This window comes from Streptomyces sp. NPDC051677 (assembly GCF_044453465.1).
In the GTDB taxonomy this organism is placed as follows: Bacteria; Actinomycetota; Actinomycetes; order Streptomycetales; family Streptomycetaceae; genus Streptomyces.
Map to the genome: position 1 here is coordinate 1 of NZ_JBITCT010000028.1, position 12,183 is coordinate 12,183.

The 12,183-nt window shown below is 68.2% G+C and carries 8 protein-coding genes; 4 read left to right on the forward strand and 4 right to left on the reverse strand.

Features of this window, described 5'->3' with window-relative positions:
* The first annotated feature begins 678 nt into the window (after positions 1–678).
* Positions 679–885, forward strand: coding sequence for a helix-turn-helix domain-containing protein (locus ACIBAF_RS28970; RefSeq protein WP_399466894.1), 207 nt, complete (start codon positions 679–681; stop codon positions 883–885).
* A gap of 61 nt (positions 886–946) precedes the next feature.
* Positions 947–2,035 (forward strand): tyrosine-type recombinase/integrase, encoded by a 1,089-nt coding sequence (locus tag ACIBAF_RS28975; protein WP_399466896.1) that lies wholly within the window; start codon positions 947–949, stop codon positions 2,033–2,035.
* A gap of 308 nt (positions 2,036–2,343) precedes the next feature.
* Here the strand turns inward: ACIBAF_RS28975 and ACIBAF_RS28980 are convergent, their stop codons facing one another.
* From ACIBAF_RS28980 to ACIBAF_RS28995, 4 genes are all read right to left on the reverse strand, one after another.
* The gene (locus ACIBAF_RS28980; protein WP_399466897.1) at positions 2,344–3,282 is read right to left on the reverse strand and encodes a hypothetical protein; all 939 of its coding nucleotides are present in this window, start codon (positions 3,280–3,282) and stop codon (positions 2,344–2,346) included.
* A 568-nt stretch (positions 3,283–3,850) separates the two neighbouring features.
* Positions 3,851–4,138 carry a phospholipase D-like domain-containing protein gene (locus tag ACIBAF_RS28985; RefSeq protein ID WP_399466898.1) on the reverse strand — a complete coding sequence of 96 codons (288 nt, stop codon included), beginning with the start codon at positions 4,136–4,138 and terminating at the stop codon, positions 3,851–3,853.
* A gap of 80 nt (positions 4,139–4,218) precedes the next feature.
* Positions 4,219–8,493 (reverse strand): FtsK/SpoIIIE domain-containing protein, encoded by a 4,275-nt coding sequence (locus ACIBAF_RS28990; RefSeq protein WP_399466899.1) that lies wholly within the window; start codon positions 8,491–8,493, stop codon positions 4,219–4,221.
* A 239-nt stretch (positions 8,494–8,732) separates the two neighbouring features.
* Positions 8,733–11,468, reverse strand: coding sequence for a protein kinase (locus ACIBAF_RS28995; protein ID WP_399466901.1), 2,736 nt, complete (start codon positions 11,466–11,468; stop codon positions 8,733–8,735).
* A gap of 110 nt (positions 11,469–11,578) precedes the next feature.
* Between ACIBAF_RS28995 and ACIBAF_RS29000 the strand changes: the two genes are divergently transcribed.
* Positions 11,579–11,869, forward strand: coding sequence for a hypothetical protein (locus ACIBAF_RS29000; RefSeq protein ID WP_399466903.1), 291 nt, complete (start codon positions 11,579–11,581; stop codon positions 11,867–11,869).
* A gap of 10 nt (positions 11,870–11,879) precedes the next feature.
* Positions 11,880–12,176: a WXG100 family type VII secretion target gene (locus tag ACIBAF_RS29005; RefSeq protein ID WP_383009129.1), complete on the forward strand. Its 297-nt coding sequence runs from the start codon at positions 11,880–11,882 to the stop codon at positions 12,174–12,176.
* Positions 12,177–12,183: the final 7 nt, after the last annotated feature.

Sequence of the window (12,183 nt, forward strand, 5' to 3'; positions counted from 1 at the left end):
TCCCAGCATGGGCATGACGAGCAGTCGCCCCGGACGAGTATCAGTCCCACGATCGAGCGATCACGAACCGGGGAAGATCGGACTTAACGTCCACTGAGCTTGGTCGTTAGGAACGTCCGTGGGGGTTCCTCCGCTCCCCTGCCTATGCGGGGCGCAACATAGCCGACGATCGCCGGTTAGCCAAACCGGCGATCGTGATGACCATTGAGGGTGTTCGCAGCGGCTGTGCTTGGCGGTGGAGCTGCTGCGGGATGCAGTCGGTAGTGCCGCAAGACGCAAGGAGGTAATGAGCGGCCCCCGCCTGCGGCATCCCTGATTTTGCAGCGCCGGTTTGGTCAAAGCAGCGATACCCACGTCGAGTTTGCGTGGACGCTCTGGCGTTGCTGATCCCGTTCTGTCGCAAGTGCGCTCCCTCTCAAGGAACTTCACCTGATGTGCCGATCCGCGATACCCCCTGCCCTTTTTCACCCTGGCCTGGCGGGCCCATCCGTTTTGCTTGCTGACTCCGCGTCTACCCGTAATCGCGGAGCGGCGTCATGGCGGTAGCCGTTCGGCTTGGGCAAAAGCTGACGGTCGATGAGGTCTGTGCCGAGCTGCAGATCTCCCGGTCGGCCCGCCGATACCCCGGTTGCTGACACGCCGAATCCCCAGTCCATCCCCACCTCAAGGTTCTCCTCCATGCCTGCACGCCTGCTGTCCATCCCGACCGTCGCCGCCGCCTTGGACGTCGACCGCCGCACCGTCTACCGCTTCATTGCTGCCGGCGACCTGCCTGTCGTCGACCTCCGTACCGGATCAGGCCGGTCACGTGTACGGGTCCCCGCGGCCGGCCTCGACGAGTTCATCAGCCGCCGCGCCGTCGTACCGCCGGCGGTCCGCCGCTGACCCTGGCCCACCCCGGCCCCGCCCCCGTTGATCAAGGAGTAGAGCCTCGTACCTCCGTAAGTTGAAGTCCGGCAAGTGGCAGGCGACCGTACGCAACCGGGCAGGAGACCGGTTCAGCGAGTCGTTCCCCCTCAAGGCGCAGGCGCGCGCCTGGGGCATCGAGATGGAGACTCAGTTCGCCCGCGGAGGCATGCGCGACCCGCGGGCCGGTGAAATGTCGTTCCGCGAGTGGCACGATCGGTGGTGGAATGCCCGAATCGTTGAGCCCCACACGCTTCGCGGCGACGCCTCCAACATCAAGCACCACGTCATGCCCTACTGGGCGGACTGGGAGATGCGGGCCATAACTCGCATGGACGTCCAGAGCTGGATCCGGACCCTGGTCGAGAAGGGGGCGGGGGCCGCTGCGATCAAGCGCGCCTACAACCTGACGTCCTCTACGATGCGCGCGGCCGTCGACGACGATGTCCTGGCGGTGACCCCGTGCCGCAACATCGACTTGCCCCAGATCGCGGTCAAGCCGCCGCGGTGGTTCACGCTCGACCAGGCGCAGAGCATCCTGGACGAACTCCCCGCCGCGTGGCGGACGATGTGCCTGCTCGGCTTCTACACCGGACTGCGCTGGGGAGAACTCTCCGGCCTGCACCGCCACCGCATCGACCAGCGCCGCTCGCGACTGTTCGTGGTGGAGGTCAACAGCAAGAGCGGCATCAAGGAGTACCCCAAGAGCTCCAAGAGCCGTAGAGAGGTCCCGCTCCCGCCTCACGTCCTGGAAGCCCTCGACCGCCACATCCACCGGCTCGACCGGGACGCCGTGGTGTTCACCACCATCACCAAGGGCCGTGCCGGCCGCCTCCTTGCCGACAGCAACTGGCGTCGGCAGACCTGGTGGCCCACCGTCGAAGGCGCCTACTACTTCGACACCGACGGCGAGCAGCACCTCGTCCCGCACTACCCGCCGCACTCCATGCGCCACACCTGCGCCTCGTGGCTGGTCCAGAAGGGGGTGTCGCTCTACGAGGTCCAGCACCTCCTTGGGCACGAGAGCTTTCAGACCACCCAGCGCTACGCGCACCTTCAACCGGACGCGCACAAGGCCGTTCTTGGTGCCTGGGAGCGCCTGGACGTTCCGCTCACCATCGCCGCATGAATGATCCTCCGCCCTATCCCTTCATGGACAGGGCGGAGGCGCTTGCCTGATCAGGGGCGCTGTGCGACCTCCTCTTCGGACGGTGTCCAGCGCCCCCTTGCTGTCGAACGGCCAGAGGTGGGGGTAGAGATCGCTCTGAAGGAGTTCGCGCAGGGCCTCACGGCTGGCTGAGGGATCCGGCGGAGTGGCCAGCGGCGCAAAACAGTGGATCAATCCGGTCTGCGTATCGCCTCAGCCCAATGCAACACTTCGCTCTCCAGCCGAGCAGGCTGGACGCTGTCCTGGCAATAGCTGAGTCGGGGTGAATGTCAGCTGCGGAATCCACGGGTCTTGTCCCGAGGCTTGATGCCTGGGTAGGGCTTGAACCATTCGTCCCACAGATCTTCCTCGATCACGTCCGACGTCAGGAACGTACGCGCCCTGTCGCCCACGTCGAACACCCCAACCCCATCAGCGAGGAACTCCCAGTCGTCGTCGAACCGGGAGGCGGGAAGGGTCCAGTACGACTCGTCCACACGGATCGATTCGGTACGGAGCCCACCGATGGTGGACAGGGCGTAGCCGAGTGCCACGCTCTCGGCCAGGCAGCGCGGTTCCGGGACCTGACCGACGAGCAGATCCGCCGCGAGGTCGTCGTAAGCGCGGGCGCAGTGGAGAAGGAACCAGTCCGTCTGGGTTTCCACACTGTCCGGAACGCTGTGCTCCCAGAAGTTGGATCGGACGGTGAAATACGTCCTGTCCGCGAGGTCTCGCAGAACGTGGTGGAGGACGAAAGAGGTCCTGGGCGTCACCCCGACCGTGCCGCAGTTCTCGCAGCCACGGCCATCGGGGCCGCAGACGGAGCACTTCGCGCAGTCCTCGTCCGCAGCACAGACACAGTCCGGGCAGTTTCCACAAGCGGTGGTGCTGAAGAGGGAGAACAGGGCCACATAGGGCCGCTCCAGGTTCTCCGTGACTGCCCGCGCGGTCTTGCGAGCCGCCTGGGATCGTGGAGCATCACGGTAGGTCTCCTCGATCTCCCCTGCGAGGTCGGTGATCCTCTTCCTGAGGGGGCCCGACAGGGAAGCTGAGCACTGGTAAACCTTCGAAAGCGCGCTCGCTCCGCCTTGGAGAGCTGCGTTGAGCGCGGCAGCGAGCAGTTGGGGTGCGTCACGGTTGTCGAAGGTTCCGATCTTCGAGAGCTCCGGTCCACGGGGCGTCCCCCGCATGCTGAAGAGAACGGCGCCGTCGCCCTTGGGCTGGGTCAAGAAGAAGAGATGCGACGGTGCGGGATGTGCCGGCATGGCTGGGCCTCCGAGTGGTGCGCGGGCATCGAGTGCGGGCATGTATCTGGGCCTCCGAGTGGTGCGCGGGCATCGAGTGCGGGCATGTATAGGGAATGCCGCCGCAGGCAAGTGCCTACTGCGCGAAAGATGAGGTGAGAGACAAGCCGGTGGTCCGGGTACGTCCGCAGACTCCTTGGCCGAAGCGCAGCTGGTGGTCTGGCTACGAGCGAGACCCCGTTGCTGGCACGAGGGAGCCTGCCACATGACGTGCCGGGACCGCCAGTGAGTCCACGAAATCCTGAGCTGGCGCGAGCGCTGCTCGATCCCTCAACTCCTGCCCCCACCCACCCTGATGTCCTGGTTCCAGGCATTGCTCCGGCCGTTCCTTTCTCGCAGACCGTGTCGTAGCAGCGCCAGAACCAGACGCCGTTCGTGCGGCGGCGCAGCTCGATGCTCGTGCCGCCACAGCGGGCGCACTTTGGCGGGCGGGTGAAAAGCTCGGCGTGCTCATGCTCCAGGAGCTTGCGGGCGAAGTGGCTCCCGCGCATCGTCACCATGACGTCTCGGTCCACGACTGGGACAGGGAGTTGAGGCTGCCGATCATCACCGTCCGCTCGTCGATCACCGCGATCTTCTGGTGCATGACGTTGACGGGGACGACGGTCCGGAGGTCCGCGATGAGGCTCTGGCTGTCCGGGCGAGCATGGAGCTGGTCCGTGTCGTCGTGGATGAACACGGTCACGCGGACGCCGCGTCCGGCCGCCTCGTGCAGCGGTGGCAGGATGCCGCGCACCCGGTTCGCGACCCACGGCGGCTGCCGAGGCCGCAGGTCGGGCACGGAGAGCGGCCCTGAGCGCGCAGACGCTTGCACCCTGTCGGGCAGCGGCTGCGGGTGCTGCCCGACAGGCGCTGTCGTGGTCAGAGTAGGTGTTCGGGGGCCGTGGCCAGGTGGAGCAGGATCGGTGCCCGGCCTGAGGAGAGATACCCCCGGCCAGGTGGCGCGGCGAAGTACTGGTCCGGTTCCAGGGTCATGCTGTGCGCCACGGCAGCGGGGCGGCCGGCCGGGGTCAGCAGGAGCCGGTGGCCCGTCGCCAGGATGGTGTTGATCAGGCGGGTGAGTGGGTTGGGGAAGCCGGTGAGCACGGGGGTGGCGTCGGCGCTGAGGACGAGGGCTTGGCGGCCGCGTGCGGAGAGGCGGGCGATGTCGTCCAGCAGAGTGGGCGCGTCGGCGAACCCTTGCTGGGTGGGGAGCACCGTGATGTGGTCCGCGTCGTCGAGGATCAGGGCATAGGGGTCGTCACCGAAGACCTGGGCGGCCTCTCGGAGGTCGGCGTCCTTGTGGGAGATGCCGGTGAGGATGCGTACGCCCGGGTTGTCGGGAAGCAGGCCGGGCAGCGGGGAGCGGGGCGGGGCGACGGCGAGCACGCCGATGCCGGCTCGGCATAGCGAGTGGGCGAGTGCAGCCGTCGCGGTGGTGCGGCCGGAGCCGGGCGGCCCTGAGAGGAGCAGCATGTGGGCTCCCTCGATGAGGTCGATGCCCACCGTGCTGTGGTCGGATCCGCCGATGCCGAGGGGGATCCAGGTCGGTGAGGCCGACGGCTCGTGCAGGGGCAGCTCGTCCAGGGTGATCCGGGTGGGCAGCGCCGGGAATTTCCGGGGCAGACGGGCGGGGTCGAGGTCGGTGAAGCGGGATGGCAGATCGGCGGGGAGCGCGTCCGATCGGCAGATCTGTACGTGGCGGCCGCTCGCGGCGTCGATCGCCCGTCCGGGCAGGGCGGGCGGGCTGGTCATGCGAGAGGTCAGGTGGGCTCGACGGGTCTCCTCCTTGGGGAAGGGGAGCAGCAGGCGGCGGGTGTAGTAGGTGGGAAGCTTGTGGTTGAGCATGTCGTGACCACCGAGCGGCACGATGTGCATCCCGAGCGGAGCGCCGGCCGCGATGATGCCGCGTAGCGTGGTCAGCAGTGAGGTCTCGGTGAAGGTGTGGGCGCCGTGGTCCTCGAAGTGCTCCCAGCCGTCGATGACGACGACAACGTGGGGCCTGTCTGAGCCCTGGGAGGGGTCACTCGTGGACCGGCGCTGGACTTCTTCGTCCAGCCAGGCGACCAGGCGCCGGATGCGGTCGGGTTCGGCAGGGGAGAAGACGCCGCCGCAGTGGGGCAGTTCGGCGAAGTCCGCCAGACCGGCAGGGTGGTGTTCGATGACGTAGAGATGAGCCTGATCGGGCCGGAACCGGGTGACGAGGCCGGTGATGAGCGTCCGGGCGAAGGTGGTGCGGCCCGACTGGGGACCGCCCGCGACCATGAGCCGGTCCGTACCGGCCAGGTCGAGGTACTGGGCGGGCTGGGCCTGCTCCGCGGGCTCGTCTGCCAGGCCGAAGGGCACGGCTGTGGCGGGCGGGGCGGTGGTCTGGCGGGCGGCGAGTTCCTCTGGCGTCAACGTCAGGGGTAGGGGCGGCAGCAGGGGCCGGAAGGGGGCGACGAGCCCCCGGCGGCGTGCTGCTTCCTCGATGGAGGTCACTGCCAGCTCCTGGTCGGTGGGCGCCTCCACGAGGGTCAGATGTTCGGCCGGGCGTGGCGTTCCGAACTGGGGCCACCGCAGGGTGCGGACGGTGACGGGCTGCGCCGCTCCGGAGGGCGGCGGCGAGCCCAGGTACCCGGACTGGAACACCTGAGAGATGCGCGCCTCGTTGGTGGTGCACAGGATCAGGCCGCGTCCGCGCAGCGAGCCGGGGATGGCAGCGGCGTCGGGCACACCGAGAACCTCGGTGCTGTCGGCGGCCTCGTTCTGCCGCAGGCTGACGCGCAGTGAGATGTTGTTCTTCAGCTCCGGAGACAACTTCCCTTGCAGGGACTGGGTGGCCAGAACCAGGTGCATGCCCAGCGAGCGGCCCTTGGCGGCGACGTTGACCAGTTCCTTGAGGAGGTCCGGTGACGTCTCCAGGACGCGGGCGAACTCGTCGAAGACCATCACCAGGCGCGGAAGCGGCGGCAGAGAGGCGTCGGTGCGGCGCTTCTTCCAGTACCGGTCGATCTCTCCGTCGTACCGGGCGAGCAGGGACTCGCGGCGGCTGACCTCGGCGCGTACGGAGGCCAGCACCCGGGTCGCGGCGGCGGCGTCGAAGACGTCGGCGGGGGTTTCTCCGGTGGAGCGGATCAGGGCGACCACATGGGGGCAGTGCTGGAAGGGCAGGAAGGCGCTGCCTCCTTTGAAGTCCACGAGCACCAGGTTGAGTTCGTCGGGCCGGTTGGCCAGCAGTAACGAGGTCACCAGGGTCTGCAGCAGAATGCTCTTTCCCGCTCCGGTGGCGCCGCCGAGCATGGTGTGCGGTCCCTGAGCGGCCAGATCCACGGCCACCGGGCCTGCGGCGTCCGCGCCGAGCACCACCCGGGTACGCGGTCCTTGCCCGTGCCCCCACAGGGCTATGACGTCGTCGGCGGTGGGTCTTCCGATGCCGAGCAGATCCAGGAAGCGTACGTAGCCGGGTATGGCGTTGCTCGCTGAGCCGAGCGTGAGCCGGTCCCTCATCGGGGCCAGCGCCCGGGCGAGCGGCTCGGCGGCGGCTTCGTCGAGGGTGTGAGGCGTCACGGTGATGGGGTGCTCTTCGGGCGTGCGGGTGAGCCGGAGCGTGGTGCCGGTCATCTCGCACAGGCCGCGGCATTCGTTCATGCCGCGCCGATCGGCGCACACGAGATAGACACCGACCGACGGCCCGTCTCGCAGCACCTCGTCCAGGCCGGGCAGTTCGCGCAGGGCGAGGGCTCCGTCCAGGACGACCACGATCTCGTCACCGAACCATGCGCGTGAGTCACGGGTGCGCTGCTCGCGGCGCGCGCCGACGAGCTGCCGCAGTTCCTTCACGCGCGCGGCGCGCGTCGTGCCGGTGTTGCCGATGACGCACGCAACATCGGCCGCCGGCCCGGCGTCCACGTGCGGCAGCCACCGGGTCCAGGCCAGTCCATCGTGCCCCTCCGCTGCGATCACCACGATGCGCAGATCGGCTGGCCCGCGCAGGGCGGCCAGCTGCAACACCAGCCAATCCGTCAGCGCCTGCACGTGCCGGCGGGAACCGACCACCCCCAGCACGCCTGTGGATCGCAGGTCCAGTGTGACCGGCGCCTTGCGCAGCAACGGGGGCTCGAAGCCCTCCCACGGTTCGCCCCGCAGTTCCACTGACGCCGGCAGATCGGCGGTTCCCACGCGCAGCACCAGTCCATGCGGCGAGTCCGCTCTCCGGGACCACAGGTCCGGCCCGGCGCCCATGGCCATGCTGGTGATCTTGGCCGGATCGGGGGCCAGGAGTCGACGTACGCGCAGCTCTTCCGTGACGTGGGCGTCGATCTTCTCCTGGACGGTGGTCTTCGCCGCCCCGTAGCCGGCCTCGCGCTGTTGTTGCTGCTTGTCCTGATTGTTGTCCGTGATCAGGTAGCCCACGAGGCCCAGTAAGGCGAAGAACATCATCCTCGGCTGGTGCGTCACGATGGCCAGGGCCAAGGCGCCGATCACACCCACCGCCAGCACCGTGAGTCCCGCATTGCTCGTCACGGTCTGCTGCACCGGCAACGTCACCTCCGTACGGGGGACCGCCGGGGCCGGGCTGAACGCCCGGTCGAAGTCCAGGCGTCCGTCCGCACTGCGCGTGGTCTGCGGGGTTCCCGTCGGCCGGGCCGTCCACTGCAACTCGTCGGCGCCCACCTGGAGGGTCCTGCCCGGAGCGAGCGCGATCCGGCCGGTTACCCTGCGGCCGTTGATGTACGTCCCATTGGTCGAGCCCCGGTCCACGACGAAGACCCGGCCGTCCGGCGAGACCTCCAGTCGGACGTGATCGCGGCGGGAGACGTCCGAATCCCGCAGACACACCGCTGCCGTCGAGTTCCTCGCCACGGTGTGGGTTCCGGGGCCGAGCGCCACCGTCAGCCCGGCGTCCGGGCCGACGGTCACCCGAAGCACGCCGACCCCGTCCCCCGAGGGGAAGCGGTAAGCCGGCCCCGGCGCCCCCACGCTGATCACCGCACCTGGCATCAATGGGCTGTCGGCCAGGCCGGCCTCGGGATCCAGCGGGACCGATCCGACGAAACACCGCCTGTCGCCCACGGCCACCGGTAATGCCGCGAGCAGCGAGGCCGTACTGCTGTTGAGACCGGCGGCCACTTCGACGTCCTGGCGGGTGCCCGTGTCAGCGTCCTGAACGGTCAACCGGAGAATCATGCTCCGCCTCCCAGCTTCACCTCGTCGTCAGAAGGTACGACCAGGATGTTGCTGGGTTTGCCATCCCGGTGCACCAGCCGCCGTGCCGCCTGGGAGTCCGTCCCCGCCAACGTCGCGCTCCTGTCGGAATCGCTCACCGGCCGGCGCCCCGCACGCCAGCATGACAACAGGTTAACCAGGAGTCGTCTGCGGTGAACCCCTATGGAAACGTCGCGAGTTGGGGCGACCTACGGCTTGACCCCCGTCTCCCATATCCACAGGGCCGTGCCACTCCCGTAGACGAGAGTCCTTCCGATGGGGCTGAGGGCGACAGCATCGGCCGTGGAGCCGCTGTCCCGGTCCAGGGTCAGTTTCCGCGCCATCTTGCCGGTATCGGTGCGCCAGATGCGGATCGTGCCGTCCGTGCTGCCGGTGGCCAGGAGTTTCGCAGTGCCCCCCGACCAGTCCATGTCGGTGATCTTGCCTTCGTGGCCGATCAGCAGGAGTCTGGACGATCCGGAACCGTCCCGTATGGAGACGGTGGAGCCTGAGATGGTGGCCCAGTTCCCGTCGCGGGCGGCTACGGACACAGGGCGGCCAGTTACGACATCCCACCGGTGTGGCCGGTTCCCGCTGTCGAAACCGCCGAGAAACAGGCTGGTCACACTGAATTCGACCGGGAAGGCGTCGGACGTGTTCTCGCGTATCGTGGCGGTCTTCCGGCCCGATCGGACGTCCCACACCAGGATGGTGCCGTCCTCGTCCACGCTGGCAAGGGTGTGGTTGTCGGGGCTGAAGGCCAGCGACACCACCGAGGTGTCTTCGCCCACGGTCAGGGTCCTGCGCTCGGTGTGCGTGGACACATCCCATAGACTGATGGTGTGCTCGTCGATGTCGTCGGCGGCAGCGGCCAGCAGGCTCCCGTCCGGAGTGAACCGCATTGCCGAGATGGCGCCCATGTGTCCGGAAAGGACACCGGTGTTCTTGCGGGTACCGACGTCCCACAGCTTGACGGTGTGGTCGGTACTGCTGCTTGCCAGTGTCGCCCCGTCGGGACTGAACTCCACTTCACCGTCCCATCCGGCCTTCTCGAGCTGAACCGGCCCTCCCTCATGGTGGAAGACATACGTGGCCGCGAGAATCCCGGCAAGCGAGAGGGACGCCAGTACCGGCCCGAGACGACGAGGACGGTGATGCAACAGATCCTTGGCGTTCGGCTCAGACGGACATCGGACGGTGGCCTGTGGAGGTGCGGCGGCGCGGATCGATACGTTCAGCTCGGCAGCTGGGTGATCCGCTTCCCCCAAGCTCCAGATGAAGCCGCGCCCGTCATCCGTGCGATCGACGCCGAGTACGGGGCGTCGTTTGCTCAGGGAGACATGCAGCGCGATGGCGGTCCGGCTGTCCCGGCTGGTGGTCTCGGCAGGGGACCGAGGGAGCAGGACGACTTCGTCGATGAGGTTCCACGGCACCAGGGCCTTGCCGTTCGGCGGCGAAAGGAGCCGCCACCAGGGTTCCTTCCTCCAGAGCAGGGTGATGCCTTGGCTATCGAGGACGAAGCTGTCTAACCCTGAACTGCCGACCACGGTCAGCTGCGTCACGAAGAACAGGCAACCGGCCACCACGACGACGAGGAAGAACGGAAGCTGCAACACGTCGTTGCAGAGTCTCCAGCCGGTCCACCAGCTCAGTCCGGCCAGGACGACGAGGGAAGAACGCCTGAACTGCCGCACGGCTTGCGACGGAGAGATCGCGTAGCGTTCGGTGCCCCCATCCGTCTCGTCGTCCGACCATCCAGCCGCCCGCGATCGCGCCGTTGGTCTCGGTGGCGCCGTATTCCGGACAGTGGTGGGCTGGTCTGCCCATGTGGCCGGTCCGCTGCCACCGTTGTTCCGCTGTTCCCCCTGGTGACGCAGGGCGGCAGCGGAACGGTCCGCCAGCCCGGGCTGCCTCGGTGATCCGGTGGCCGTGTCTCTGCCCGTGGCGGATGCCTGGCCCGTCGTGTCCGCTCTGGCTCTCGGTCTCCGGGCGCTGGTGAGGCGGGGGTGCACGCCGGTGGGGCGGTTCTGCCATGTGGCGGGTCGGCCGGTGGCTTCGTCGGGCCGGGGGGCCTGTCTCACTGGTTCGGGGGCCGGGTTCCGGGCTGAGGTGACGGCAGAGCGAAGACCCTCGGCCGCTTCCCCGCCGCCCAGGCGTCGGGCCGGGTCCCGGACGAGCAGGCCCTCGATCACAGGGGACAGCGAAGGATGACGGTCCAGCGGCGGTGGGTCCTCGTGGAGGACCGCTCGGATGGTAGCCGCGGTGGACCCGCGCTCGAAGGGGCTGCGGCCGGTGGCCGCGTGGTGCAGCGTGACGCCGACGGACCACAGGTCGGCCGCGGGAGTGGGGGACTCGCCCTCGAAGAGCTCCGGGGCGATGTATCCGATGGAGCCGGCGACGCCGGTGCGGGTGAGGCGGGTGTCGTCGACGGCGTGGGCGATGCCGAAGTCGACCAGCTTCACCTCGTCGTCGGCCAGGACCAGGATGTTGCTGGGCTTGACGTCCCGGTGTATCAGGCCGATGGCGTGTGCGGCGTCCAGCGCCTCCAGTAATCGGACTCCCAGACGTGCCACGCGCCGCTCGGGCAGGGCGCCGTCCTGCTCCAGAACCGCTGCCAGCGAGGGCGCCTCCACGAACTCCATCACCACGTAGACCACGGAGTCCTGCGCCGTGTCCGGAATCAGGTCATGGATGGCGATCACTCCGGGATGGCGGATGCGCCCAGCGGTGCGGGCTTCGCGCAACGCCCGCTCGCCGAACGCTGCGCGCTCTCTCTCGGACAGCCCATGCGGTATGCGGAGCTCCTTGACCGCGACGGTGCGGCCGATCAGTTCGTCCGCGGCCTGCCAGACGACGCCCATGCCGCCCCGCCCGAGCACCTCCGTCAGCCGGTAGCGCCCTGCGACCAGTCTCGGTCCCATCTGGGAGGAGTTCGTCCCCGTCACCACCGCGCTCCTGTCGGATCGCTTACCGGTCGGCGCCCCGTACGCTAACCTGACAGCAGATTAGCCACTACTGACGCGCAGTTGAGGTCTCACGGGGGAGATCCGAGCCGATGGCTCAAAAGTTCACCTGCGATCCACAGGAAGCGGACTTAGTCGCGCGGGAGTTGACCCGCATGCGCTCCGACCTCCAACTCTCGACGCCGCACCCCATGGCCGATGCCGTCAGCACGATGACCGGCGGGCCGGCCGCACAGGCTCTCGCCGAATTCCTCAATGCCGTAACCACAGCCCGAACCAGCCTCATCGCGTCGGTGGATACGGCCGCGGGACTCTTCGCGGGCCTGGTGGAAGGAACGCTCGACCTCGACCAGGTCCTCGCCGACCAAACCATGGAAATGTGAGGAGAAACCGATGGCGGATGTCAGTGTCGGCTACGACGGCGTGCAGCAGGCGGCGTCGCGGCTGATCAGCGGCCAGACCGAGATGAGCGAGAAGCTGCAGTCCCTCAAGAGCATGGTCGACCAGCTGGTGGCCGGCGAGTTCCGCACCCAGATGGCGTCGCCCAGATTCCAGGAGTCGTACCAGCAGTGGACGACCGGCGCCCAGAACATGATCCAGGGCTTGGAGGGGATGGCGGGCTTCCTCAACAACGTCGTCAGCGGCCACCAGGAACTCGACACACGACTGGCGGGCGGCGCGGGCAGCTGACCGACGG

Coding starts and splice junctions, on each gene's coding strand:
- ACIBAF_RS29005 (WP_383009129.1), top strand. CDS start 11,880: ATGGCGGATGTCAGTGTCGGCTACGACGGCGTGCAGCAGGCGGCGTCG.
- ACIBAF_RS29000 (WP_399466903.1), top strand. CDS start 11,579: ATGGCTCAAAAGTTCACCTGCGATCCACAGGAAGCGGACTTAGTCGCG.
- ACIBAF_RS28970 (WP_399466894.1), top strand. CDS start 679: ATGCCTGCACGCCTGCTGTCCATCCCGACCGTCGCCGCCGCCTTGGAC.